Source organism: Parabacteroides sp. AM58-2XD (assembly GCF_003463685.1).
Taxonomy (GTDB): Bacteria; Bacteroidota; Bacteroidia; order Bacteroidales; family Tannerellaceae; genus Parabacteroides; species Parabacteroides segnis.
In genome coordinates, this window is record NZ_QSDP01000020.1 from 1 (window position 1) to 25,789 (window position 25,789).

The 25,789-nt window shown below is 45.5% G+C and carries 19 protein-coding genes and 2 pseudogenes; 8 read left to right on the top strand and 13 right to left on the bottom strand.

The genetic code is table 11. The features are described 5' to 3' along the window. Nucleotides 1-256: 256 nt before the first annotated feature. The gene (locus DXA15_RS06715) at nucleotides 257-1,870 is read left to right on the top strand and encodes an ABC-F family ATP-binding cassette domain-containing protein (RefSeq protein WP_128133517.1); all 1,614 of its coding nucleotides are present in this window, start codon (nucleotides 257-259) and stop codon (nucleotides 1,868-1,870) included. 57 nt (nucleotides 1,871-1,927) lie between these two features. Continuing rightward, on the top strand, nucleotides 1,928-3,769 hold the full coding sequence (locus DXA15_RS06720) for an LTA synthase family protein (RefSeq protein WP_199676246.1): 1,842 nt from the start codon (nucleotides 1,928-1,930) through the stop codon (nucleotides 3,767-3,769). Nucleotides 3,770-4,116: 347 nt separating this feature from the next. Here the strand turns inward: DXA15_RS06720 and DXA15_RS06725 are convergent, their stop codons facing one another. The 13 genes and pseudogenes from DXA15_RS06725 to DXA15_RS06785 form a co-directional block, all read right to left on the bottom strand. Further along, nucleotides 4,117-4,656 (bottom strand): DUF1097 domain-containing protein, encoded by a 540-nt coding sequence (locus tag DXA15_RS06725; RefSeq protein WP_128133518.1) that lies wholly within the window; start codon nucleotides 4,654-4,656, stop codon nucleotides 4,117-4,119. Between the two features lie 261 nt (nucleotides 4,657-4,917). Next, complete coding sequence (gene rny, locus DXA15_RS06730) at nucleotides 4,918-6,456, bottom strand: ribonuclease Y (protein WP_128133519.1); 1,539 nt, start codon at nucleotides 6,454-6,456, stop codon at nucleotides 4,918-4,920. 105 nt (nucleotides 6,457-6,561) lie between these two features. After that, nucleotides 6,562-6,858, bottom strand: a complete 297-nt coding sequence (locus tag DXA15_RS06735; protein WP_007659031.1) for a cell division protein ZapA — start codon at nucleotides 6,856-6,858, stop codon at nucleotides 6,562-6,564. A gap of 5 nt (nucleotides 6,859-6,863) precedes the next feature. Then, nucleotides 6,864-7,157 carry a hypothetical protein gene (locus DXA15_RS06740; protein WP_128133557.1) on the bottom strand — a complete coding sequence of 98 codons (294 nt, stop codon included), beginning with the start codon at nucleotides 7,155-7,157 and terminating at the stop codon, nucleotides 6,864-6,866. A gap of 148 nt (nucleotides 7,158-7,305) precedes the next feature. Then, a complete protein-coding gene (locus tag DXA15_RS06745; protein ID WP_007659033.1) occupies nucleotides 7,306-7,506 on the bottom strand; it encodes a winged helix-turn-helix domain-containing protein in 201 nt (66 codons plus the stop codon). Between the two features lie 129 nt (nucleotides 7,507-7,635). Then, nucleotides 7,636-8,325, bottom strand: coding sequence for a B3/4 domain-containing protein (locus DXA15_RS06750; protein WP_128133520.1), 690 nt, complete (start codon nucleotides 8,323-8,325; stop codon nucleotides 7,636-7,638). A gap of 6 nt (nucleotides 8,326-8,331) precedes the next feature. Then, nucleotides 8,332-9,155: pseudogene (gene pgeF / locus DXA15_RS06755) on the bottom strand (peptidoglycan editing factor PgeF). Then, nucleotides 9,100-10,257 (bottom strand): GTPase ObgE, encoded by a 1,158-nt coding sequence (gene obgE / locus DXA15_RS06760; RefSeq protein WP_128133521.1) that lies wholly within the window; start codon nucleotides 10,255-10,257, stop codon nucleotides 9,100-9,102. The pseudogene pgeF and the gene obgE overlap by 56 nt, the downstream one beginning before the upstream one ends. A gap of 80 nt (nucleotides 10,258-10,337) precedes the next feature. After that, nucleotides 10,338-10,907, bottom strand: coding sequence for an adenylate kinase (locus tag DXA15_RS06765; protein WP_128133522.1), 570 nt, complete (start codon nucleotides 10,905-10,907; stop codon nucleotides 10,338-10,340). A 64-nt stretch (nucleotides 10,908-10,971) separates the two neighbouring features. Further along, entirely contained in the window at nucleotides 10,972-11,514 is a 543-nt protein-coding gene (hpt, locus tag DXA15_RS06770; protein ID WP_128133523.1) for a hypoxanthine phosphoribosyltransferase, read from the bottom strand. Between the two features lie 60 nt (nucleotides 11,515-11,574). Beyond that, nucleotides 11,575-12,249 (bottom strand): ABC transporter ATP-binding protein, encoded by a 675-nt coding sequence (locus DXA15_RS06775; protein WP_128133524.1) that lies wholly within the window; start codon nucleotides 12,247-12,249, stop codon nucleotides 11,575-11,577. Nucleotides 12,250-12,276: 27 nt separating this feature from the next. Then, a pseudogene (locus DXA15_RS06780) lies at nucleotides 12,277-14,683 on the bottom strand (ABC transporter permease). 22 nt (nucleotides 14,684-14,705) lie between these two features. Continuing rightward, nucleotides 14,706-17,093: an FtsX-like permease family protein gene (locus DXA15_RS06785; protein WP_128133525.1), complete on the bottom strand. Its 2,388-nt coding sequence runs from the start codon at nucleotides 17,091-17,093 to the stop codon at nucleotides 14,706-14,708. 526 nt (nucleotides 17,094-17,619) lie between these two features. Between DXA15_RS06785 and DXA15_RS06790 the strand changes: the two genes are divergently transcribed. From DXA15_RS06790 to DXA15_RS06815, 6 genes are all read left to right on the top strand, one after another. Next, the gene (locus tag DXA15_RS06790; RefSeq protein WP_128133526.1) at nucleotides 17,620-18,987 is read left to right on the top strand and encodes a sigma-54 dependent transcriptional regulator; all 1,368 of its coding nucleotides are present in this window, start codon (nucleotides 17,620-17,622) and stop codon (nucleotides 18,985-18,987) included. Further along, nucleotides 18,984-20,306: a PAS domain-containing sensor histidine kinase gene (locus DXA15_RS06795; protein WP_128133527.1), complete on the top strand. Its 1,323-nt coding sequence runs from the start codon at nucleotides 18,984-18,986 to the stop codon at nucleotides 20,304-20,306. The genes DXA15_RS06790 and DXA15_RS06795 overlap by 4 nt, the downstream gene beginning before the upstream one ends. Before the next feature lie 100 nt (nucleotides 20,307-20,406). Next, nucleotides 20,407-21,918 carry a bifunctional ADP-dependent NAD(P)H-hydrate dehydratase/NAD(P)H-hydrate epimerase gene (locus tag DXA15_RS06800; protein ID WP_007659048.1) on the top strand — a complete coding sequence of 504 codons (1,512 nt, stop codon included), beginning with the start codon at nucleotides 20,407-20,409 and terminating at the stop codon, nucleotides 21,916-21,918. A 541-nt stretch (nucleotides 21,919-22,459) separates the two neighbouring features. Further along, on the top strand, nucleotides 22,460-23,953 hold the full coding sequence (locus DXA15_RS06805; protein ID WP_233566937.1) for a tetratricopeptide repeat protein: 1,494 nt from the start codon (nucleotides 22,460-22,462) through the stop codon (nucleotides 23,951-23,953). A 116-nt stretch (nucleotides 23,954-24,069) separates the two neighbouring features. After that, on the top strand, nucleotides 24,070-24,435 hold the full coding sequence (locus tag DXA15_RS06810) for a DUF3244 domain-containing protein (RefSeq protein ID WP_128133529.1): 366 nt from the start codon (nucleotides 24,070-24,072) through the stop codon (nucleotides 24,433-24,435). 270 nt (nucleotides 24,436-24,705) lie between these two features. Beyond that, nucleotides 24,706-25,773 (top strand): DUF4831 family protein, encoded by a 1,068-nt coding sequence (locus DXA15_RS06815; protein ID WP_128133530.1) that lies wholly within the window; start codon nucleotides 24,706-24,708, stop codon nucleotides 25,771-25,773. Nucleotides 25,774-25,789: the final 16 nt, after the last annotated feature.

Sequence of the window (25,789 nt, forward strand, 5' to 3'; positions counted from 1 at the left end):
GTTTGCAAAATCTTCACGTAAAAAATCCAGTCGTTAAGGTTCTATTTTCATAGTTAAGACTTTTCTATCTGCAAGATTACCTTTATTCCCCAATTACACAACTTTTTTTGAAATATTTTAATGATTTATGCCACAAAACATATTTTAATAGAAATTTTGGTGCGGTTGCCCTGTATACGCTGCGGGAAGTTCCAAAAAGTCAATAGATTTTAGTATCTTTGCGCACTCATTCGAAAAATTAATAGGTATTCAATATATGATAACGGTAAACAATCTGGACGTACAGTTCGGCAAACGTATCCTCTTTCAGGATGTAAACATGAAGTTTACGCCGGGTAACTGCTACGGTATTATCGGTGCCAACGGTGCCGGAAAATCAACATTTCTCCGCGTAATCAGCAAACAGCTCGACCCGACACGCGGTTCGGTAACTTTAGGCCCGGGAGAACGTCTTTCGGTATTAAGCCAGGACCACTTTGCTTTCGACGAACATACGGTTATGGACACGGTCCTGATGGGACACACCACCTTGTGGGAAGTCATGAGCGAAAAGAATGCGCTTTACGAAAAGCCTGACTTCAGCGATGCCGACGGTATCCGCGTTTCGGAACTCGAAGAGAAGTTCGCCGAGATGGAAGGATGGAACGCCGAAAGCGATGCAGCCAACTTGTTGAGCGGCCTGGGTATCGCCGAAGAGTACCATTACAGCATGATGAAAGACCTGAGCGGTAAGCAGAAGGTGCGTATATTACTTGCCCGCGCCCTTTTCGGACAGCCGGACAACCTGCTACTGGATGAGCCGACCAACGACCTCGACCTGGAAACAGTGAGCTGGCTGGAAAATTACCTGTCCAACTCCGACCACACGATCCTGGTAGTGAGCCACGACCGTCACTTCCTCGACTCTGTCTGTACACACACCGTAGATATCGACTTCGGTAAACTGCAAATGTTTGCCGGTAACTATAGCTTCTGGTACGAATCAAGCCAGTTGGCACTCCGCCAGCAGCAGAACCAGAACAAGAAAGCGGAAGAAAAGAAAAAGGAACTGGAAGAGTTTATCCGCCGTTTCAGTGCCAACGTGGCAAAGTCCAAACAGACTACCAGCCGTAAGAAGATGATCGAAAAGCTGAATATCGAAGAGATCAAACCGTCTTCACGCCGTTATCCGGGTATTATCTTTACCCCGAACCGCGAACCGGGCAACCAGATTCTCGAAGTGAAAGGACTGACGAAAAGCATCGAGGGCAAAGTGCTCTTCAAGGATTTCAACCTGAATGTGGAGAAAGACGACAAGATCGTTTTCATCAGCCGCGACCCGCGCGCCATGACGGCATTCTTCCAGATCATCAATGGAGAAGAGAAAGCGGATGCCGGTACGTATCAGTGGGGACAGACAATCACGACCAGTTACCTGCCGCTGGATAATGCGAAGTATTTCGACTCGGATTACAACCTGCTCGATTGGTTGAGCCAGTTCGCCGGAGATACCAACGAAGTATTCCTGAAAGGTTTCCTCGGCCGTATGTTGTTCTCGGGTGAAGAATTGCTGAAAAAGGTTAGCGTATTGTCCGGAGGTGAAAAGATGCGTTGTATGATTTCCCGGATGATGTTGACGGATGCAAACTGCCTGATCCTGGATACACCGACCAACCACCTGGATCTGGAATCTATCCAGGCATTCAATAATACGTTGCAGTCATTCAGAGGAAACGTCCTTTTCTCCAGTCATGACCACGAGTTCATCCAGACGGTGGCAAACCGTATTATCGAACTGACCCCTAACGGTATCATCGACAAGATAATGGATTACGATGATTACATCACCGATCCGGCAGTAGCCGAATTACGAGAAAAGTTATATAAATAGTAACTTTTCCCCTCTAAAGAGGGGGCAGGGGGTGTGTATTACATATATTATATAGAGATGAAAAAGCGGTTGTTATTCCTTCTGACAGTATTTATTGGCTGGCTTCCGGTCCTCGCCATTCAAAAGCCGGTCTTCATGTTATATCACCATGCCTTAGCGAACGGGTGTTCGCTAACCGATTACCTTAAGGTAATTACTCATGGTTTATTGCTGGATTGTACGGTTTCAGGGTATCTGACAGTTATTCCGCTTCTCTCTGTATTGATTTCCATCTGGTTGCCGGGGAGGTTCTATCAGAAGTTCCTGAAAAGTTATTTTCTGATTATGGGAATCGTGGTTGCAGCCATCTTTGCGGTAGACGTTGCCCTGTATGGTTATTGGGGATTCCGACTGGACGCCACCCTGTTCTTTTACCTGCAATCGCCCGCCGACGCCATGGCCAGCGTACCGGTCGGTACATTCCTGCTTCAGTTCGCTCTTTTCGGGATCTATGCTTACGGGATATTCTGGTTGTTTAAACGGTTTATCGTACCTTTATTTCCCGCGACCCCGGCCCAAAACAGATTGGGAGGAACAATCATAGTCCTGCTGCTCGCCGGCATCCTTTTCATTCCGATCCGAGGAGGAGTGACTACTTCAACCGCCAATGTCGGCATGGTCTATTTCAGCAAAAACCAGTTTCTGAACCACTCGGCGATCAACCCGGCATTCAGCCTGCTCGCTTCTCTCAGCAAACAACAGGATTTTGCCGCCCAGTTCAATTTCTTCCCGGAAGAAGAGAGAAAGGAGCGCTATGCCGCACTGACCCTTTCAGATGACAGCCTGACAAATGACACGGAAAAGGTCAGTCTACTGACAACCGACCGTCCAAACATACTGATCATCCTGATGGAAAGTTTTACAGCAAACGCCATCGAAGCCGTGGGAGGAGAAGCGGGTGTCACCCCGAATCTAAACAGGCTAAGCAAAGAGGGGATCACCTTCACCAATATGTATGCCAACTCCTTCCGTACCGACAGGGGGATTGTTGCCGTACTGAACGGTTACCTGGCACAACCGACGACTTCTATCATGAAGTATCCCGCCAAAAGCCAGACACTTCCCTCTATCGCCAAAAGCCTGGGAGAACAGGAATATGTAGCCGACATGCTTTACGGGGGAGATATCAACTTTACGAATATGCAAAGTTACTTCTTCAGTTCGGGATACAGCCAAATCACTGCCGACCGTGACTTTCCACTCTCCAGCCGCCTCAGCAAATGGGGAGCAAACGATGACATCACTTTCACCCATCTATACGAATCGATCAAAGACCGGGATGAAAAGACGCCGTGGCTCAGTACATTCCTGACACTGAGCAGCCATGAACCGTTCGAAGTGCCTTTCCACCTTCTGGATGACCCGTATCTTAACTCCGTTGCATTTACCGACAGTTGCATCGGTAGTTTTGTAGATAAGCTAAAGGAATTACCGACTTGGAAGAACACGCTGATCGTATTGATATCCGACCACGGATTCCGTTACCCTTCAACACTGACGGATTACGACCCCCGCCGTTTCCACATCCCGATGATCTGGTTGGGCGGAGCCGTTAAAGAGCCGATGGTGATTGACACCTATGCCAACCAGACAGATCTGGCTGCCACCCTATTGTGCCAGCTGAACCTACCGCACGACTCCTTCATATTCAGCCGCGACATACTCGATCCCGGCTCCCCCAAATATGCCTTCTACACCTTCCCCAACGGATTCGGTTTCATCGACAACACGGGCGTTTCAGTATATGACAACGAAAGCAACAAACCCTTGCTCGAAACCCCGGTAACAAACAGCGAAACCCGCCTGAATAAAGGCAAAGTACTGTTACAAACGCTGTATGACGATTTGGGTAGCAGGTGAAAAATGAGCCAATGTGGCAATATGCCAATTTAGAAAGATTTGAGCTATCTGCTAATTATAGGAAAACCAATTAGTGACAGTGTCTTCAGGCTGTAGGCCTGTAACAAATTAGCCCTGGGTTCCAACCCTGGGTTCCCTTGAATCCTTCTCTTTTTGAGGCACCCTGTAGGGGTGCGACAAGGTGGAAAGGGTTGATATTTATCTTGTACCGCCCCTACAGGGCGGAAAGGGAGGAGCGGGTTTTCATAAACCCAGGGTTAGAACCCTGGCTGGTTTGTTAAAGCCTTACAGGCTTATCGGATACTAAAACATTCACTTCTGATAATAGCTGAGCCATTCTTAGATCGTCACTCTTTTGTTTTTTCCGTATCTTCGCTTACTTTCTTTTCATAAGCGCTACGCAGGCAGATAGTAATATAACCGAATAAGAGACCGATCGTACAATAAATCATCTCCGTCAGAGCTGCCGTAGCAAAAGTGGCATTCGGCACATAATTCATAAAGGCAAAGAAAGCACCCGCACCAATAAACAACGCCGGTACTAAAGACATCCATTCGCTCCGCTCACAGAAAATAGCACAGAAAGCAATCACTCCTACCGCCACAGGCACGGCAAAGAATCCCAGAGCAGGCGTCATCGCACCGCCTAGAACCATAATAACAATGGAGGCAGCAATACCGATCGCATAAGCAATAAAGGCTTTTATCCCTCCCCTCACCGTACAACCGGCCAGGAAGTAAACCGCCCACGACTGAAAAGAGATCCAACTAAAACCGACATTCCCCTCAGGAAGCACGGAGGTGTACAACAACTGGTCCAATGCTTGTATCAGGCATGCTAAAACACCAATAATCACGGGAATCAAAACAAACTTTTTTAGTGTCATTGTGGTAAAAGATTTAAATGAGCAATTAGATATAGAATATAGTGATTTTCGTACCTCTCGCGGCAAATATATTAATTTAACTGATAAAACACAATGCTAAAAGACAGATAACAACTTGTTATTGTGCAAAATAGACTATTCACACCATCCTGATATATATTCCCGACAGTCTAATAATTAACAGTTTCAGCCAACAAAAAATGGCCGATCTCCTCAGACCGGCCACCTTAAATTTTAGTTTCAAATATATCCTAAAGGAGTTTATTTCGCATAACTTACAGCACGGGTTTCGCGGATAACCGTGATTTTTACCTGCCCCGGATAAGTCATTTCGTCCTGTATCTTCTTTGCGATTTCGTTTGACAGGTTTTCCGTATCCTTGTCGTCGATCTTATCTGCCCCAACAATAACGCGAAGTTCGCGACCTGCCTGGATAGCATAAGTCTTCACAACACCCGGATAAGAAAGAGCCAATTGTTCCAGATCGTTCAAACGTTTGATATAAGCCTCAACGATTTCACGACGGGCACCCGGACGAGCTCCGGAGATAGCGTCACAAACCTGAACGATCGGTGCCAGCAATGTCTGCATCTCAACCTCATCGTGGTGGGCACCTACTGCATTGCAAATATCCGGTTTTTCCTTATATTTCTCGCAAAGTTTCATACCCAGGATTGCGTGCGGCAATTCCGGTTCATCATCAGGCACCTTACCAATATCATGTAACAAACCTGCACGTTTTGCTTTCTTCGGGTTCAATCCTAATTCAGAAGCCATCACGGCACAAAGGTTAGCCGTTTCACGGGCATGTTGCAACAGGTTCTGACCATAAGAAGAACGATATTTCATCTTACCGATCATACGGATCAGTTCGGGATGCAGTCCATGAACACCCAGGTCGATCACTGTACGTTTACCGGTTTCAACCACTTCGTCTTCCACCTGTTTTTTAACTTTCGTCACTACCTCTTCAATACGGGCCGGATGGATACGTCCGTCCTGTACCAGCTGGTGCAATGCCAGACGGGCAATCTCACGGCGAACCGGGTCAAAGCCGGAAAGAACGATTGCTTCGGGGGTATCGTCGACAACGATCTCAATACCGGTAGCAGCTTCCAGGGCACGGATGTTACGGCCTTCACGACCGATGATACGTCCTTTGATCTCATCCGATTCGATATGGAATACGGTAATGGAGTTTTCGATCGCCGTTTCAGTCGCTACACGCTGGATAGACTGGATAACGATCTTCTTTGCTTCTTTATTAGCCGTCATCTTCGCTTCTTCCATGATCTCATTGATATAAGAAGTTGCTTCCGATTTGGCTTCATCTTTCAACGATTCGATCAGGCGTTCTTTGGCTTCATCGGCAGAAAGTCCGGACAAAGCTTCCAGGTGTTCGATTTCCCGCTGATGAAGTTTTTCCAGGTCTTGCTTTTTTCTGTCCACCAATTCCAATTGAGTAGCCAGATTTTCTTTCACCGCATCAATCTCGCAGTTTTTACGCTGCAAATCTTCCTGACGCTGATTGAGTGTCAGTTCACGTTGTTTCAACTTACCTTCGGCCGACTGGATCTTTGCGTTCCTTGCCGATACTTGTTTTTCCAGATCCGCTTTCAGATGAAGGAATTTTTCCTTTACTTCCAGCAATTTATTCTTCTTGATCACTTCCGCTTCCTTCTCGGCTTCCCTCAGTACGGAATCGTACCTCGACTTCAGAAGAAAACGCATGCTCAACCACGTCAACAACCCTCCTATCAGGAGAGCTACAATTGATGATATGATTATATACACTGTCATTTTACTTATAATTTAAATTCATATATATATAAAACAAAAAAAACACTACAATACACGGCAACCGTGCAGAGCAGTGCGGAAACTCTTCTTACAATTATATTATAATTACTTATCCTTCAAATACTGTTCCAACTCACCCGTGAGTTCCTGTATCTTATCTGTAATGGGACTTGTATCGTTTTTATCTTCCAATTGCAAATTAGTCATAGACAATTGAAAAGCAACCATGGCTAACAAATCTTTTACATCCACATCGGACTGAGCAAAATTTTGCCGATACTGATTGATCTTATTACGTATCTGCTTAGCGGCATCCCGCGCCAACTGCTCGTCTTTCCGATCAATCCAAAGACCGTAACTCTTTTCGGCTATATCTAAATGTATAAGAAATTTATCGTCCATCGCTTCTATTCGTTTAATAGTGCAATGCACTTGTCTACTTCCCGCACTAATTTCGATAAACGCATCCTTGCACTTTTCATTTCCCCTTCATTTACAGAAACGACTCTTGCCATCAGCAGTTTATCGCATTTGGTATTCAACTCTTCGATCGTTTTTATTGCCTGCTTCAGTTCTGCTTCCTTATGGTTCAAAGCAGTTGCGAGCTCGTCGATCTTATGGTTTTGCTTATTACATAATTCCATTAAATCACGAACTCTAACCTCAAATACAGCCAACAATCTCTTTTGATCTTCGGTCATTTCACACCAAATTCTAGACAAAAGTAAAATTTAGAATTGAATTAAACAACAAGGCGGTCTGTTTTTTTAAACAGAAAACATCCAAACACACAAAAGGCCGTCCAAATAATATCCGAACAGCCCTCCTAATCAAGTATCGGTTACGCGATTAGATCAACGCAACAAATAATTCACCTTCAATCTCTTCGAAAGACAACTTTCCTTCTTTTGCTAACCAACCAAATGCAGCATACATGTCTTTTTCTGCTTTGATCTTAGTCGCTTTCTTTACTGCCTTAACACTCATTTTTCCGCCTTCGTTTAAAACTGTCCAAACAAGGCCGGCGTTTGTACCAATCAATTCGATCATTTTCTTTTTCGTTTTGTTAATTCGTTAACGGGGGGCAAATTTATAGATTAATCGATAAAACAAAAGGAAATAGATGTTTTTTAGCATAAAAATGAGTGTTTTTGAGGTTTCTAAACATAATTAACGCGTTTATAACATAATTTTTACTCTACCCTCAGGCGTAATCAACTCCATTTCTAAATTAGTTGTTGATACATATCGGGTTAATAGGGACACCCCATAGGTCAACGCCTCTTGCAGACCCTCTTTTCCAGAGTATCCGTTTATAATCATTAACAGCTTTCCCGTATTCATGTCAATCTTGGTTCGTTCTTCATCGCTGGTCGGAGTACCAACGCCTCCCTGATTATCGCGATAGACCGGAAGGCCGGCGATATTCAATTCGCCACGGCCTATTCCATGATAAATCTCGCCTTCCCGACCGACACCCAGCACCAGGTTCCCATCAATCTTACCGGCATCGAACCCGCCGATAGAATAGCCGCTCTGAATAGACAGGAGATTGATTATATCGACCAATGTATCTATTTTATATAAAGGTAATTCGCGGAGGATACGCCGGCGAAGCGCTTCCGCCGAAGGACGGTAACGGTTCGGATCTTTACCCAGACGCTTATAAGCCTGCCTGGTTGCCTGAATAGGAGGAAATTTGTTTATATCTTCCAGCTTGCAGGTTGTGCGGATATGGGTTTCCACTTCTGTTATTTCTTTCCACAATTGTTCGTCCGAAACAGTGTTTACTACGTCGCATTCCACAACGGCGACATGCAGGTCCGGACAAGCCTTCGCTATTTCTTCCGAGATAGATACATGTATCATATAGTATTACTCTTTAATCATTATACCGGACAGGATACGTCCGCTTTTTATTCCCAGCTGGCGGGCAGAGAAAAAATCTTCATGATGCTGATAAGTGCAAATTCCGGAAACTTCAATATGCTCCGGCAATAATCCGGATTGCAGCAACTGGATACGGTTTGCCTCCCAGAGGTCGATATGGCTTTACCGGTCTGAGCGTTTCGTTCCATGATACGATTCATGTCTACACCAGTCTCCCTGAAAGCATCGACCACCTCCTCGCCTACCTCGAAAGCCTCCTTACTGATCGACGGGGCGATACCCGCCATCATCAGGGCAGGATCACAGGAATAACGGTCCGCCATACAACAGATGGTTTTAGCAACGATCTGTTTTACCGTTCCCCGCCATCCGGCATGGATAGCCGCCACCACTTTCTTATCCGGCGCATAGACCAGAACCGGGACACAGTCTGCCGTAGAGACAGCGATGCAGAATCCCGGTATATCCGTCACCAGTGCATCTTTTCCGAGCATATCCTGCTGTTGGGCGTCAATACAACTTATTTCCGCTTCATGCACCTGACAGGGCGCAAAAATCCTTTCGGGAGAAATTCCCATTGCATCCGAAAGAAGCTGACGGTTCATCCGGACGGAAGCCGGATCGTCACCGCTGAACTCTCCCGGATTCATCGTCGCATAATTCCCCTGGCTCACTCCTCCGTGGCGGGTCGTTATAAAATGAGAAATGTTGCATTCTCCGCTTAATCCGGAGAATTGCAACATTTCTACTGTATTACTTTTCAGTTTCTTCATCTTCGTCATCCCACTCGTATTCTTCATACTCTTCATCCGGATCGTCGTCGTCGACAGGAAAGACGAAATCATCGCCATCATCATCCAGGGGTATCGAACTGACATCGATGTTCTGGTGGACAATGTTCTCGACTTCGTGGAAGGTTTCCTTATTCAGTTCCTTCCACAACAAGTCTTTCAACTCCGTAATACCCTGCTGGGTAATGGAAGAGATAAACACATGCGGAATACCTTCGGGTAAATCCTCCGACAGGGCTTCGATCAGTTCGTCATCCAGCATATCACTCTTGGTGATTGCCAGCACACGGCTTTTACCCAACAATTCGGGATTGTATTTTACCAGTTCGTTATGAAGGATCTCGTATTCCTTTTTAATATCGTCGGTATCCGCCGGGATCATAAACAGAAGCAGCGAGTTTCGTTCGATATGGCGAAGGAAACGGAGTCCGAGACCTTTCCCCTCACTGGCTCCTTCAATAATACCGGGAATATCGGCCATCACGAATGAACGATGGTCACGATAACTTACGATACCCAGGTTCGGTTCCAGTGTCGTGAACGGGTAATTCGCAATCTTCGGCTTAGCCGCCGATACGACAGAAAGCAAAGTCGACTTTCCGGCATTCGGAAAACCTACCAGCCCCACATCTGCCAGCAACTTCAATTGCAGGATAACTTTGCGTTCCTGAGCCGGTTCTCCCGGTTGAGCATAACGGGGAGCCTGGTTGGTAGATGTCTTGAAATGCCAGTTGCCTTGTCCGCCACGACCACCTTTCAGCAGCATGACTTCCTGGCCGTCTTCGGTAACGTCGCAGATATATTCGCCGGTTTCGGCATCATATACTACAGTTCCGCACGGCACTTCAATCACCCGGTCTTCACCGTCTTTTCCGAAACTGCGCTTGGCACTGCCGCCTTCGCCGTTCGTTGCCATGATATGACGTTCGAACTTCAAGTGCAGGAGGGTCCAGTAATTCCGGTTGCCACGAAGATACACATGGCCTCCTCGCCCTCCGTCGCCTCCGTCGGGGCCTCCTTTCGGAATATATTTCTCACGACGAAAGTGAGAAGACCCTCTTCCGCCCTTTCCCGAGCGGCAATAGATCTTTACGTAATCTACAAAGTTTGATTCAGCCATAAAAAATAATTATTTAATGTGATAATATGCCAATGTGCCAATGAAGAAACCCTTATTGGCATATCGGCCCATTGTTTAATTTACAAATTATTGATCGCTTCTTTGATACGATCGAAGATTTCTTCGACTGTACCCATTCCGTGGATACCGACGTGTTTGCCTTCTCCCACATAGTAATCTGCCAAAGGTGCTGTCTGTTTGTGATAAACATCCAGTCTCGATTTGATTGTTTCCAGGTTATCGTCCGAACGTCCTGATACTTTGCCGCGTTCCAGTAGACGAGAAATCAGTTCTTCTTCTTCAACCTGTAGGTTCAGCATCACAGAAACATCCGTACCGCGTTTGTTCAGCATTTCTTTCAATGCTTTTGCCTGCGGGATAGTACGGGGGAAACCATCGAAGATAACACCTTTTGAACCGGCTTTGCTGTCCAATACTTTGGCAAGCATATCAACGATCAGTTCATCCGGTACAAGCTGACCTTTTTCAATATAATCTTTAGCGATCTTACCAAGTTCGGTTTCACCTTTCATTTCAGCACGCAATACATCACCAGTTGAAATGTGATCCAAACCATACTCTTTAATGATCAACTCACTCTGTGTTCCTTTTCCTGAACCCGGAGCTCCAAAAATAACAACGTTCAACATAATATTGTTCCTTATTTATAAATGTATTTTTCAGTTATCAAACTCACCTGTAGGCTGTCATCTGTCAACTATTAACTGTCACCTTGTAAATATCCCGGTAGGCACGCCCCATTTCATCATAATCCAGCCCGTAACCGACAATAAAGTCGCTTGGTATCTGTAAACCGACATAGTCAGGCTTCAGATCGCATTTCAGGGAATCGGGTTTGAAGAGCATAGTTGCCAGCTTGACATCCGCCGCACCGTCATTTCTCAGCTTATCCATAACAAACTGCATGGTGTAACCGGTATCGATAATGTCTTCCAGCAGGATCAAGGTACGTCCTTTCACATCGGCCTGCACCGGCATGATCTCACGAACAACTCCGGTGGTATTGAGGCCACGATAAGAAGAATAGCGGGCAAACGTAATTTCGTAGTAGGTGTCCATCTGCCGCATCAGTTCTGCGGTAAACATGAACGCCCCGTTCAATATGCCTACGAACAGAGGGTTAGTATCTCCTACATCTGCCTTAATCTGTTTAGCCATCTTCGCAATGGCATCCTTGATCTCCTTTTCCGGGATAAACAGTTCAAATTCTTTATCTTTTAATCGGATCTTGTCCATATACCGTTTATTTTTCGAGGGAGCAAAGGTACAATATTTTCAGTGAAGCACAAAAAGATTTTACTTCCTGCTTTCAGTCAAGATATTTCCGTCCATCATGCGGATTAAACGTCCTGCCATCCGGGCATTTTCTTCCGAGTGTGTCACCATGACGACGGTTGAACCTTCCTTGTTGAGTTCGAGAAGCAGATTCATGACTTCGTTACCATTCACCGAATCCAGGTTTCCGGTCGGTTCGTCCGCCAGGATGATCTTGGGATTCGTTACAATGGCACGGGCAATAGCCACACGCTGTTGCTGTCCGCCGGAAAGCTGCTGCGGATAATGTTCCGTACGATGGGCTATCTGCATCCGGTCGAGTGCGGCATTTACCCTCGCAACCCGTTCCTTTACCGGGACTCCGGCATATAAAAGAGGCAACTCCACATTCTCAAAGACCGTCAGTTCGTCTATCAGGTTGAAACTCTGAAAGACAAATCCCAGATTACCGTTCCGCAAGTCTGTCCGGTTATTCTCCGTATAACGGGAAACTTCCTCTTCCAGAAACCACAACTCGCCGGAAGTCGGATTATCCAACAACCCCAACAGGTTCAGCAATGTCGATTTACCGCAACCCGAAGGTCCCATTATAGCAACGAACTCTCCCTGGTTTATTTCCAGATTAATACCGTTCAAGGCTGTAGTCTCAACACTCTCCGTACGAAATACTTTCGTTAAATTTACTGCTTTTATCATGATACTTATTTTATTATTCTTATTCATTTATTCATATCTCAACGACTCCACCGGATTCCTGGAAGCTGCCCGCCAGGTCTGCGCTACAACTGTCAGGAAGGTTATCAGCAGGATAATTAGTCCCGCCAGCGGAAACAGCCACCAACTAATATGAGTCTGATAGGCAAAATTACTCAGCCAGCGAACCATCAGAAGATAACCGACCGGACAGGCTACCACAAAGGCGATTCCCACCCAAATCATATATTCCCGGCAAAACATACGGACAATGCGGTCGGAATACGCACCGTTCACTTTCCGGATACCTATTTCCTTCGTCCGCTGTGCGGTTGCCAGGGCAACCAGTCCCAATACGCCCATCATGGCGACAACGATTGCTAGGACGGTAAAGATCAGAAACATCCGGCTCAACTGTTGTTCATGGGCATAGTTCAGGTTCAACGCATCGGAAAAGAAACGGTAGGAAAATATATTATCCGGGCGCATCTCTTCATATTTCTCTTTCAGGAACTTCAATGTCCCCGCCTTATTCTCCGGTGATATCTTTATATACATTGTATTCAATAATTGGCGGGAATAATAGATGTAAGCCGGCTTGACCTCCTCACGCAACGACTGGAAATGAAAGTCCTTCACCACGCCAACAATCCGCGAGGTCTCCCCGAACCATCCTTTATTCTGAACGACCATGCCTACCGGGTCTTTCACCTGCATCATCTTCCAGGCGGTTTCATTAATGACCACCGGCGATTCCTTCTGGTAAGTGCCATCCATATAGGCATTCTTGTCGGCACCGAAAGATTCGCCTTTCAGCAAGGTTACTCCCAATGTCTTCATAAAATTGCCGTCACCCACAACACCGACCATCTTCAGCGAATCGACCTGTCCGTTTTCACCCATCCAACTGAAAACGGCTTCTTCCGTCTTATGTCCCCGAGGTAATTCGACAGGTCCACGCCTCCCGCCACATTCCCGACATTCGGATTTTTCATTACTTCCTGCCTGTAATCGTCTATCCCCTGGTTGCCGAAGTAGGCCATCAGTTCGAACACATCACAATCCACGACAACCATATCTTCCTTATCTAGTCCGAGGTCTGCATTTTGCAAGTAATGAAGCTGACGGAAGACCACCGAAGTGGAAAAAAGCATCGTAATAGCAATGACAAACTGCACACACACCAAGCCTTTGATAAGCGTCCCTTTCCGACCGGTTGCCTTTCCGCCTTTAAAGGCCAGCAAAGGGTTGAACGACGACATATAGAAAGCTGGGAACGCCCCCGCCAGACTCCCGACTCCTATTATACCGAACAGGATAAATAACATAGTCTGCCAGTTAAACAACAAAACAATATCTTTCCCGACAAACCGGTTGAAGAAAGGCAACAACAATTCCGTCAGTGCCAACGCCAGGACCAGCGAAAGGAAAGCCTGGACCAGACTCTCGGACAGGAATTGCGTAATCAGCATCTTCCGTTTCGCCCCTGTCACCTTCCGGACACCGATCTCCTTATAACGCAGCGATGCACGGGCAGTCGACAAAGTGGTAAAGTTGAATGCCCCCATAAAAATAATCAACAGGCCAACGCCATAAACAACCAGATTTGCGACATATTCCCGTAATTATCGACCGACGGGTCTTTAAATGAGGTATGTAAATGAATATCTTTCAATGGTTGGAACTCCAACGGCATCCCGTCTTCCCGCTGATTTATCCAGGTACGGCCCATAGCCTTCCGGTCGGCTTCCGACAATACGGTGCCTTTCCTCAACTGGATATATACATTCGTTCCTTCCGCAAAATCCCAGCTCAGTGGCTCAAAATAGGCCTGTTCACCCAGCAACACTTCAAACCGGATATGGCTTTTACGGGGCACTTTCAGGACTGCCGCCACTTTATAACGGTGAACTTGCCCCAGAAACTGACAGGTGACATCTTTGCCGACAGCCGGAGAATCTCCGAACAGCTTCTTTGCCGTAGACTCCGCCAGCACGATCTGTTGCGGGTCTTTCTTCATCAGGGCCGGATCGCCCGCTATCACCGGGAAGCTGAACATATCAAAGAAGGCCGTATCCACAAATGTATACTTCGCTTCGATCAGATTTGCTCCCGAATGAAGGTTCAGCATACCGAAGTTGAGTACAAAGGTTGCATTCTCCACCTGTGGGAACTCCTCCCGTAATGCTTTGCTCAACGGGGCCACCGTGTAAGCTGATTCTTTCATTTCCCCACCGTCTTTCCGGTCTACGGCAATCACCCTGTAGACAGAGTCGCGGTTCCCGTGGAAATCTTCAAATGTCAACTCATCCACGATCCACAGATAGATAAGGAAAGCGGCTGTCATTCCCAGCACGAAACCCAACATATTGATAGACGAAAACAGAAAGCTCCGTTTTATCAGCCGTAAAGCTACTTTTATATAATGCTTAATCATATCGTTCTTATTTATTGTTATTTTATTCATATCGTAATGATTGTACCGGGTTCCGAGATGCGGCACGCCAGGTCTGCGCTAGAACGGTCGACAACGTTATCAGCAAGATAATACCGCCCGAAAGCGGGAAAAGCCACCAACTGATCGTTGTCTGATAAGCAAAGCCACTCAGCCATCTCAGCATGAACAGGTAGCCGAGCGGACAGGCGACCACAAAGGCAATGCCTACCCAAATCGCATATTCCCGGCAAAACATACGGACAATACGGTCGGAATGCGCACCGTTCACTTTCCGGACACCGATCTCCTTCGTTCGCTGTACCGTTGAAAGAGTCACCAGACCGAACACGCCCATCATCGCCACGATAATAGCCAACACGGTAAAGATCAGAAACATCTGGCTTTGTTGCCGTTCGCGGGCATAATTCTCATTCAGGACATCCGTCAGGAAACGGTAATTAAAGAGCATATCCGGCCGTGCCTCCTCATATTTCTCTTTCAGGAACTTCAGAGTCTCCGCCTGTTTCTCTGCCGAGATCCGGACATACATATAATTAAACAACTGAACCGTATAATAGAAGAATGCAGGTTTTATCTTCTCCCGCAACGGCTGGAAGTTAAAGTCTTTCACAACACCAACGACCCTGGAATTACGAATGCCGATGCCACCGCCAGTCAGCAGCATGCCGACCGGATTCTCTACTTTCAGCATCTTCCATGCCGTTTCATTGATAACGATCGGCGATTCCTGTGCATAAGAGCCATCCCAGTAATGGTCGGGATTCGCACCAAACGTTTCTCCTTTCAGCAATGTCAGCCCCAATGCAGGAATAAAGTCGCTGTCTCCGACCATTCCTACCATCTTCACCGAGTCTGTTTTCCCGTTTTCATCTTCCCACCTGAACATATTTTCTTCAAAGCTATATCCTTGCAGGTAGTTGGTTATCTTCACACCCAACGCCACACTCTTCACATACGGATTTTTAAGTATCTCCTGCTTGAAACCGTCTGCTCCCCGGCGCCAGTCCAAAACATCGACCTCAATCAGATGTTCCTTATTCAATCCCAGATCGGCATTCTGCAAATAATGGAGTTGCTTGAATATGATAGTCGTACAAATAATCATGGTTATCGCGATTACGAACTGTAGGCAGACCAGCCCTTTGACCAATCTCCCCTTCTTACCAGTCGCCTGCCCTCCCTTGAAAGCCAGCAGCGGACTGAACGACGACATATAGAATGCTGAAAAAGAACCTGCCAGGCAACCGACTCCGACAATACCGAACAGCACAAACAACAAGGTCTGCCAATTGAATTGCAAAGTAATATCCTTCTCAACAAACATATTAAAAAACGGCAACAGCAATTCCGTCAGCGCCAGCGCCAACAGCAACGAGATAAAAGCCTGCACCAGACTTTCCGACAGGAACTGTATGATCAGCTTCTTCCTTTTCGCCCCGTTCACCTTCCGGACGCCTATCTCCTTTGAACGCAAAGAAGCACGGGCAGTCGATAAAGTCATAAAATTAAATGCCCCCATAAAGATGATCAGGGCAGCCAACGCCGCAAAAAGGTAAATCTGCTGCATATTCCCGTGATTATACACATCGTTGGGTTCCTTAAATGCTGTGCGCAGATGGATATCTTTCAACGGTTGGAAGGCCAGGGGCTTTCCCCATTGCGAATGCTTCACCCAGATGTCGCGCATGGCCAGCCGGTCGGCATCCGTCAAAGAGGTTCCTTTCTTTAGTTGGATAAAAACGTGCATCCTCTCCGAGAATCCCCAAAGTTCATCTTTTATTTCGTCCCACAAATAAGAATCCCAACTTGCCAGTACCTCAAACTGTATATGACTCTTGCGGGGCACTTTCAATACCGCCGCTACCTTATAATATTTTTTATTGAATTTACAGGTGACCTCTTTTCCTATAGCCGATGTTTTACCGAACAGCTTCTTCGCAATCGCCTCTGAGAGCACGACCATCTGAGGGTCTTTCTTCAGCAGGGACGGATCGCCTGCCACAACCGGAAAACTGAATACATCAAAGAATGTCGTATCGACATATCCATAGTTAGCCTCAACACCTACATCCCCGGCGTAAATATCATATTTACCACCATACTTTATAAAAGTCGCATTCTCCACCTTCGAAAAATCCTTCCGGAACACTCCGCTAAGCGGGGTTACCGTAGAGGGAACCTGCCCCTTTGCAGACTGCTCTTCACGAATCACCCGGTAAATATAATCCCCGTTCTTATTAAAATCTTCAAATGTCAGCTCATCCACTATCCAGAGATAGATCAGGAAAGCGGCTGTCATCCCCAACACAAATCCCAGCATATTGATGGACGAAAACAAAAAGCTCCGCTTTATCTGCCGGATGGCTACTTTCACATAATGTTTAAACATGGTCATTTCTTTTATCAATTCATACTATTATTCATTTCAACTTCGCAAATACACATTTCCCCAGCCCCCTACCTGTTCATTCCCCCCTTATATTCCCAAAAGAGTTTCTTAGCGAAGAAACAACTGTTTCACCCAATAGAAACAAGTGTTTCATTATGATGAAACAATAGCTTACACCTTTGAAAAAAGATGAAACTTCCCTGTCTGAACTTGCAAAACCTACTGTTCTGTTATTGCCATAAAGCAGGCTTCCAGACATAAGGTTATTTCATTCTTTTATAAACATGCAACATTCATGCCATTCTATTAAGCAACTATTAATCAACAAATCTGATAGACGAAAACAATAACAACCGTACGATATCGTACAATTTCCTATACGATTCCGTACGGTGTTTCACCGATAGTCAACTCCGATATATAAGAAAAGCCAACTCTTTTCATTACCAATAATTGGTACATTCTTGACCGGCTATCCGGAAATTTTACCTAAGTTTGGAACTTCTAATCAATACATAAAGAACGAATGGCAGTACGACAAGGAAAAATATTAGTTATCGACGACAATGAAGACATTCTCTTTACGCTGAAAATGCTGCTCCGCCCTTTGGCTGAAAGTGTTACGACCTGCACGAACCCTAAAGAGATCAACCGGCTCGTATCGACTACCAAATACAATGTCGTCCTGCTCGATATGAATTTCACGGCAGATGCCGTCAGCGGAAAAGAAGGCTTTTACTGGCTGGAACGCATCCGCGAAATATCTCCCGAGACTGTCGTCATCCTGATCACTGCCTATTCGGATACGGAAAAGGCCGTCCGCGCCATCAAAGCGGGAGCCACCGATTTCATCCCTAAGCCCTGGCAGAACGAGAAGATGCTGGCAACCATCTCGTCGGCACTCGAACTCAGCCTGCGGCGCGGAGAAGTGCAGACGCTGAAAGAACAAAAGTCCGTCCTCACCACGACAGAGCCGGAGCTGAAAGTGATCGGCGAATCTCCCGCCATGGAAAAGATATTCAAGACGGTAGAAAAGTTGAAGAACGCGGATGCCAACATTCTTTTGCAGGGCGAGAACGGGACGGGAAAAGACCTGATCGCTTATACGCTCCATAAACAATCGTCACGCAACCAGGAGGCTTTCGTGCCTATCGACCTGGGAAGCATCCCGCACAACCTGTTTGAAAGCGAACTGTTCGGTTACGAAAAAGGGGCTTTTACGGATGCAAATAAAAGCAAGTCGGGACGTTTCGAGATCGCATCCGGCGGCACGCTCTTTCTGAACGAGATCGGAAACCTGCCGCTTATGCTCCAATCCAAACTGCTTACGGTGATCGAACAGCAGAAGATAAACCGCCTGGGATCGACCAAAGAGACTTCCATCAATGTCCGGTTGATCTGCGCAACCAATACCGACCTCCATGCCGCTGTGCAGGACGGCAGTTTCCGGCAGGACCTGCTTTACCGCATCAATACGATCGAGATTTTCATTCCTCCCTTGCGGGAAAGGGGAAACGACATCTCTCTCCTGGCGGATCATTTCCTGAAACGGTACAGCCACAAATATAAGAAAGAGATAGAAGGCTTCTCACGGGAGGCGCGCCAGCTTCTGAAACAATACAACTGGCCGGGCAACGTCCGCGAACTGCAACATGTCATTGAACGGGCCGTCATCCTTTCCGACCAGAAAAAGTTGCAGTACGACGACTTCATGCTCCGTACCCCCGTTTCGAGCTACCGCGAAAAGGAAGAAAAGTTCAATTTGGAAGAGCTGGAAAAGAAAACCATACAGGAGGCTTTGCATCATTGCTCCGGAAACCTGACACAGGCTGCCGATCTCTTAGGTATTACGCGTACATCTTTATATAGGCGACTGGAAAAATACGGCTTATGAAAAAATACTCGAAAAAAGCTATCGGGCTGATCCTTTTAATAGTAATCACCAGCCTGGTTCTTGCCTTTTTGGTGGCGGGGAAGTTTTATATCTCTGCTTTCGTCGCCGGCATGATTCTCCTGATAGAAGCCTGGTACCTGCTCCGGCAGATGGAACGGAGCGACCGGTTATTCCGGCATTTTGTCTGGTCGGTACGCTATTCCGACTTCCTTTCCTCGGGCACAACACACCAGGAACCGTCGGATGCCCTCCCGCAAGAACTGACCGAAGCGGTGGAAGAGGCTTTGCAATTCTATAAGAAACATCTTCAGCAGAAGGAAAGCCAACTGCAATATTTCCAGGCGCTGGCCAATCATATCGACCTCTCCGTCTTCGTTTATTCTCCCGAAACCGGACAGGTCGAATGGATGAACCAGGCAGCCAAAATACAAACCGGACTGAACTTTGCCGAAACGATAGACGACCTGGCAGCTTACCATCCGGAACTTCCTGCCCGGCTGCGCATCCTGCATCCCGGTGAACTGTCTATCCTGCAAGTCCGCCGCCAGGAAGATTACTCGCAACTGATCCTGTCATCCATGTCGTTCGTGGTATTGAACAAGCCGCTTACCGTCGTCAGCATGAAAAATATCCGCTCGGTACTGGAAAATAAAGAGACGGAAGCCTGGCAGAAACTCATCCGGGTTCTCACGCACGAAATCATGAATTCCATGACACCGATCGTATCCCTCTCCGAGTTATTGAAAAGCAAACAGACTTCGGCTCCTATCACGGACGAGGAACGCGAAGAGATACACCAGGCTGTCGACACCATCTTCCGGAGAAGCAGCGGCCTGGTCCGCTTCGTTGAGAACTATAGAAAAGTGACCGGCATTCCTACCCCCGTCCCCGAAATCATACCTGTCGACAGCCTACTCGACAATGTCTCCCTGTTATTCAAGGAGGAAACGGATAGCATAAAAGTCCTGCCTTCGGCATCGCATTTACAGGTCATCGCCGACAAAGCTCTGATCGAACAGATACTGATCAATCTGATAAAAAATGCGCTGGATGCGACACAAGAATGTGAGAATCCCCGGATAGAACTATCGGCAGGGATCAATGCGGAAGGAAAAAACTATATCCAGGTCAGCGATAACGGGACAGGCATTCCGGCAGACGTTCAGGAGCGCATCTTCATACCGTTCTTTACGACCAAGCCTGTCGGTTCCGGCATCGGACTCAGTATTTCCCGGCAGATCATGTATATGCACAAAGGCAGCCTGACCGTTATCTCGGAAGCCGGGAAAGGAAGCCGTTTCCTGCTTACTTTCGCCTGATTGGCGAAAATGCTTCCTTCCCTTTTTAAAAAAGGGGGAACAACATAGCAAAGTTTGTTATACATTTGTATGCTGAATAAACTTCTGATATCCTACAGTTATGATAAAGATATTTCCAACAGACAAAGTAAAAGAACTCGATCAATACACAATCCAGAACGAACCGATCAGTTCTATCGACTTAGTAGAACGCGCCTCAACGGTCTTCGTGCACGAATTTTGCCGCCGTTACTCCAAGCAAACCCGTATCATCGTATTTGCCGGACAGGGAAACAATGGTGCCGATGCACTCGCTATCGCACGGCTATTGAAAGACGAATGTTACAGGGTTGAAACTTATCTGTTCAACCCGACCGAGCATCTTTCTTTTGATTGTGAGATGAACAAACAACGGATACTCGGATTGGAGAAGGTTGAATTTACCGAAGTGGTAGCCGATTTCGTTCCTCCGGTACTGACCGACCGCGATGTCGTGATCGACGGTTTGTTCGGTTCCGGCCTGAACCGTCCGCTGACCGGTGGCTTTGCTGCAATGGTAAAATATATCAACCAGTCGGATGCAACGATCGTATCTATTGATATACCCTCCGGACTGTTCGGGGAAAATAACCAGACGAATGATCCGGATTCTATCGTAAGGGCAAGCCTGACGCTGACATTCGGATTCCCGAAACTGGCTTTCTTCTTTCCCGAAAATGCTCAGTATGTCGGTGAGTGGAAAGTGTTGGACATCGGTATTCACCCGGATATCGTCGATAACACGTCTACTCCCTATATGATGGTGACGGAAGACGATATCTCCGAAGTATTCCAGCCCCGCGATAAATTCTCCCATAAAGGGACTTTCGGTCACGCATTGCTCATTGCCGGAAGCAAAGGAAAGATGGGAGCCGCCCTGCTTGCCGCCCGCTCATGCCTGAGAAGCGGCACGGGATTACTGACCGTGCATATCCCGCAACGTGGCGAAGTCATTATGCAGGCAGCTTTTCCGGAAGCCATGATCAGCTTCGATCCGCATGCCGACTATTTCACGACCGTGCCTGAAATATCCATCTATTCCGCTATCGGTGTAGGACCTGGATTAGGACAACATCTCGAATCAGCCGCCGCCCTGGAACGTCTGTTGCAGACAACCGACAAGCCGGTCGTGCTGGATGCCGATGCATTAAACCTGATCGCTTCCAATAAAGATTTACTGAACCGTATTCCTCCGCGCAGCATCCTTACACCGCATCCGAAGGAATTCGACCGCATCGCCGGAGAAAGCAACAGCATGTTCGAGCGCCTGAAGAAAGCACAGTCTTTTGCTATCGAACATAAACTGTGTGTTGTACTTAAAGGCACTTATACGGCAACCTGCACGGCAAGCGGCAACGTATATTTCAACAGTTGTGGCAATCCGGGTATGGCGACAGCCGGCAGCGGCGATGTCCTGACCGGCATTATTCTCGGACTACTGGCTCAAGGGGCAGAACCCGAAACGGCTGCTGTTTCAGGAGTTTTCCTTCATGGCACGGCTGGCGACCTGGCAGCAGTTTACCGTTCAGAAGAAAGTATGATTGCCGGAGACATCACCGATATGCTCGGAAAAGCATTCAAGCAAATCAAATAAACAGATAAAGTTATTTTCCATTTATATAGGTGGAGGTGCGTCAAAATACACTAAATGGCACACAGATGACGCAGATTAAACAGATGAACACAGATTATTTATTGATTTTCAATTTATTTATCTGTGCTCATCTGCCCGATCTGCGTCATCTGCGTGCTATAGTATGACATTTGAACTCTCACTTTTTTATACAACCAGACTCTGCTTAATATTCAATACGCTTATCCACCTTCCCGAATAACTTCCAAAATATAACATTCATTATCAACTTCTGTTTCAAAAAAAAGCGATATATTCGGCCACCAAATATACGCAAATGACAAGTAAACCCCGAAATATTATTTTATACTTTCTGCTAATCTGTATCCTGTGCTTTTCTTCCTGTTCCAAGAGGAGTTCTGCCTCATCAGAACTATTGCAGGCAGAAAAATTGATGGAAACACTTCCCGACAGTGCGCTGGCCATTCTCAACAAGATACCATCACCCGAAACATTATCAAACAGGGAATATGCCTCTTATTGCCTGTTGTTTACGCAGGCTTTGGATAAAAACTATATTACAATTACTTCCGACTCATTGATAAAAAAGGCCGTCACTTATTATGAAAACCATAATGATATTGCCTCACTGGCGTTATCATATTATTATATGGGAAGAACCTATTTCGATATGCAGGATGCCTTACAAGCACAACAAGCCTATTTGAAAGCATTGGAATTAGGTGAAAGCCTGAACTCCACGGACCTGCTTATAAAAATAAACAATAGCCTCGGAACGCTTTATTCTTATCAGGATATTTACGAAACAGCGTTACCACTTTACAAAAAAACACTATCTCTTTTGGAAGGGAGTAACGACTCAACCAGAATATCTTTTGCATTACGCAATACCGCCCGTGTTTTTACTCAAACACAACAATTGGACAGTGCTATATATTATTATCGGCAAGCTATAGAAATAGCCACTCCCAAAAGTATATCATCTTTATATAATGATCTCGGAAACTTATATCTAAAAACCGGTCAATATGAAGAAGCACATGATTGTATACAAAAATCTATACAGACCTGCTTAGTTCCCAATCCACGGTATCATCTATACCTAACATATGGAGAATATCTGTTGAAAACAGCACAATACGATTCTGCTCAGTATTACCTGAAGCAAAGTTTACAGAGTCCCAACATTTATACTCAAGCTGGCAGTTTAAATTTTCTAGCCCAAATAGAAAGACAGAAGTCCGACTTGATACACTATTTTAAATACTGGGATCATTACGAACAACTGAGAGATTCAATTAGGATCAACTCTCATTATGAAAATATACGCATGGTACAAAGCATGTTCAACTACCAACACATAGCAGATGAGAAACTAAAGTATGAACAAGAGGCAGCCAGACAAATGATCATAATATATCAAATACTGATCATCACCGCCTTTCTATTTCTCACGGGTTTCTTCTTTTTCAAAAAAGAACAGAAGAAGAAGAAAAAGCTACTCGACCTAAAAGAGCAACAATACAAACAAAGCCAACAACACATAGAAGATAACAAACAACAGATTAAATATCTGGAAAACGCACTCTCCAACGGACAGGAAACGCTGAGTGATGTAAAAAAACAACTGTTCGAAACCCAAAAGCTAATGCTGGAAATGGAGAACAGACAAATCTCTTTAAAACAAAATACATTAGAGATATTAGAACATGATCTCAAAAAGTCTGCTTTATATATCAAAATACATAAGACCGAAACCGGACTTACGGAAAGCGAATGGTCAGAACTGGGTTTACTGATCGATGCGACTTACTCCGATTTCTCAAAACGTATTTTTGACTTATCTCCATATGTCTCCACAGAAGAATTACGTGTCTGTTATCTGGTCAAAATTGGCATTCCCGTTAAAAAGATCGCATCATTGATGAGATTAACAAGCTCCGGAGTCACACAATGCCGGAAAAGACTGTATAAAAAATTGACACATGAGCCTGAAAGCACCGAAAAATTCGACCAGTTTATAGCTGATTTATAATAACTTATCAATTGTCAACATTTTGTCAACAAAAATATAATCTATATTCCAATATGGGTTATACATTTGTAAGGCATTTTCAATTTTATCAACCGACAATTAAATTAATTAAGATTATGAGACAGTTCATCACAGCTTTATTTTTAGTAATATGTGGAGCATTCTGTGCTCAAAACATGTATGCAGATAATATTCCGACTAAAGGCAAATGGGGCCCCGAAGACATTAAATCTATCTTTCCGGCACGTCCTACAGCTTCAATAGAAGGACAAGATCTGACTATCGAATTTACCAGTCCGCTTAGCAACCTGACTATTCAGGTAAAAGATAATACAGGTATGGTAGTCTATGAAGAATGCGTATCAGCCTCTGGTCCACAAGTATATACTATTCCATTAAATCTTGAGAATGGTGAATATACGCTGGAATTAGTGCATAGATACGGATATCTTACCGGCTCTTTCATTATAGAAACAGAATAAGCATTAAACGCGCTAAATTTATGTTTATATACAACTCATGAGGACGATTTAACCGACCCCTCTATATCTCGATCTCCTTTTCCACTCATGAGTTGTTCTCCCTTAACCAAAACATTAACTATGATTTTTTTATCCCTCCCCAACTAAAGTACCATAATCATACTGCTCATCTACATTACAAAAGTCTAAAAGAAGGTTCTAAGGTTGGTTTCTAACAAAATATTTCATAGTTTTGTACAATCATAATTGAGATAAATAATTTGTTTAGATATGAAAAATCTGATCACAATAGCATGTCTTTTGTTTAGCATACCGCTCATGGCACAAACCAAAGTGGTAAAGAAAAACGCTGTTAAAGCGAATAATTTCGGTATTACCTACTCATTGCCAAAAACACAACTGATCGTTGATGCAGAAGTTACAAAGGTTACCTGCAAAGCCGGACCTTACTACAAGTATGCAGAAAAATACTTAGGAGTGAAAGATGCGATAACGGAAGATAAGGTATACTATGAGTTAGGAAAACTATCGTTGGTAAACAAAGGAATACCCGACCCGGACAACACTTATATCGTTGAATTTAAAAGTGGTACAGTTGCCCCTTACGCTTATCTGACGGAAGACGGCCTCCTGTGTTCCATCAATGCAGAATATACACCGGAAGAATCAGAACTTGAGACAATAAAGAAAAATGGCCAGGGACCGGCAAAAGTGACGGATGCCTCCGTCTTCTCGGAAGAGTTGCTGATGGCAGGCTCTACAGCCAGACAGGCAGAAGTTGCTGCCAAACAAATCTACCGTATCCGTGAAAGCCGTTTGAATATCCTGACCGGAGATGCAGATAATCTTCCACCCGACGGTGAAGCGATGAAGCTGGTTATCCAACAGTTAGAAGAACAGGAAAAGGCGCTGACCAACCTGTTCACCGGTATCCTTACCAAAGAAACTTCTCATTACGAAGTGAGCATTACCCCTTACGATAATCTGGAAAAAGAAGTTTTATTCCGCTTCTCCAATCTGATGGGTATCGTCGATGCAGACGACCTCGGAGGTGTCCCGGTCTATATGAATTTAAAAGCGACCGAACGTGCTCCGGTGCTTGACCCGAAAGAAGCTGAAAAGAAGGAAAAATCATTGAAAGGCATTATTTATAATGTACCCGGCAAAGCTAGTATTGAAATCAGCATGAACAAGAAAACACTATATAAAGGAGACGCACAAATTACACAATTCGGTTCACGCGAAGGGCTTGCTCCTGTTATGTTCGAAGATAAAAAAGCTCCGGTGAAAGTCTATTTCTATCCGGAGACCGGCGCCATAAAACAAATAATTCAATAATAATCTAATTTTAATT

What these genes read in the sequence shown, in the direction of transcription:
- DXA15_RS06715 (WP_128133517.1), top strand. Translation starts at nt 257, where the DNA reads ATGATAACGGTAAACAATCTGGACGTACAGTTCGGCAAACGTATCCTC.
- DXA15_RS06720 (WP_199676246.1), top strand. Translation starts at nt 1,928, where the DNA reads ATGAAAAAGCGGTTGTTATTCCTTCTGACAGTATTTATTGGCTGGCTT.
- DXA15_RS06725 (WP_128133518.1), bottom strand. Translation starts at nt 4,656, where the DNA reads ATGACACTAAAAAAGTTTGTTTTGATTCCCGTGATTATTGGTGTTTTA.
- rny (WP_128133519.1), bottom strand. Translation starts at nt 6,456, where the DNA reads ATGACAGTGTATATAATCATATCATCAATTGTAGCTCTCCTGATAGGA.
- DXA15_RS06735 (WP_007659031.1), bottom strand. Translation starts at nt 6,858, where the DNA reads ATGGACGATAAATTTCTTATACATTTAGATATAGCCGAAAAGAGTTAC.
- DXA15_RS06740 (WP_128133557.1), bottom strand. Translation starts at nt 7,157, where the DNA reads ATGACCGAAGATCAAAAGAGATTGTTGGCTGTATTTGAGGTTAGAGTT.
- DXA15_RS06745 (WP_007659033.1), bottom strand. Translation starts at nt 7,506, where the DNA reads ATGATCGAATTGATTGGTACAAACGCCGGCCTTGTTTGGACAGTTTTA.
- DXA15_RS06750 (WP_128133520.1), bottom strand. Translation starts at nt 8,325, where the DNA reads ATGATACATGTATCTATCTCGGAAGAAATAGCGAAGGCTTGTCCGGAC.
- obgE (WP_128133521.1), bottom strand. Translation starts at nt 10,257, where the DNA reads ATGGCTGAATCAAACTTTGTAGATTACGTAAAGATCTATTGCCGCTCG.
- DXA15_RS06765 (WP_128133522.1), bottom strand. Translation starts at nt 10,907, where the DNA reads ATGTTGAACGTTGTTATTTTTGGAGCTCCGGGTTCAGGAAAAGGAACA.
- hpt (WP_128133523.1), bottom strand. Translation starts at nt 11,514, where the DNA reads ATGGACAAGATCCGATTAAAAGATAAAGAATTTGAACTGTTTATCCCG.
- DXA15_RS06775 (WP_128133524.1), bottom strand. Translation starts at nt 12,249, where the DNA reads ATGATAAAAGCAGTAAATTTAACGAAAGTATTTCGTACGGAGAGTGTT.
- DXA15_RS06785 (WP_128133525.1), bottom strand. Translation starts at nt 17,093, where the DNA reads ATGTTTAAACATTATGTGAAAGTAGCCATCCGGCAGATAAAGCGGAGC.
- DXA15_RS06790 (WP_128133526.1), top strand. Translation starts at nt 17,620, where the DNA reads ATGGCAGTACGACAAGGAAAAATATTAGTTATCGACGACAATGAAGAC.
- DXA15_RS06795 (WP_128133527.1), top strand. Translation starts at nt 18,984, where the DNA reads ATGAAAAAATACTCGAAAAAAGCTATCGGGCTGATCCTTTTAATAGTA.
- DXA15_RS06800 (WP_007659048.1), top strand. Translation starts at nt 20,407, where the DNA reads ATGATAAAGATATTTCCAACAGACAAAGTAAAAGAACTCGATCAATAC.
- DXA15_RS06810 (WP_128133529.1), top strand. Translation starts at nt 24,070, where the DNA reads ATGAGACAGTTCATCACAGCTTTATTTTTAGTAATATGTGGAGCATTC.
- DXA15_RS06815 (WP_128133530.1), top strand. Translation starts at nt 24,706, where the DNA reads ATGAAAAATCTGATCACAATAGCATGTCTTTTGTTTAGCATACCGCTC.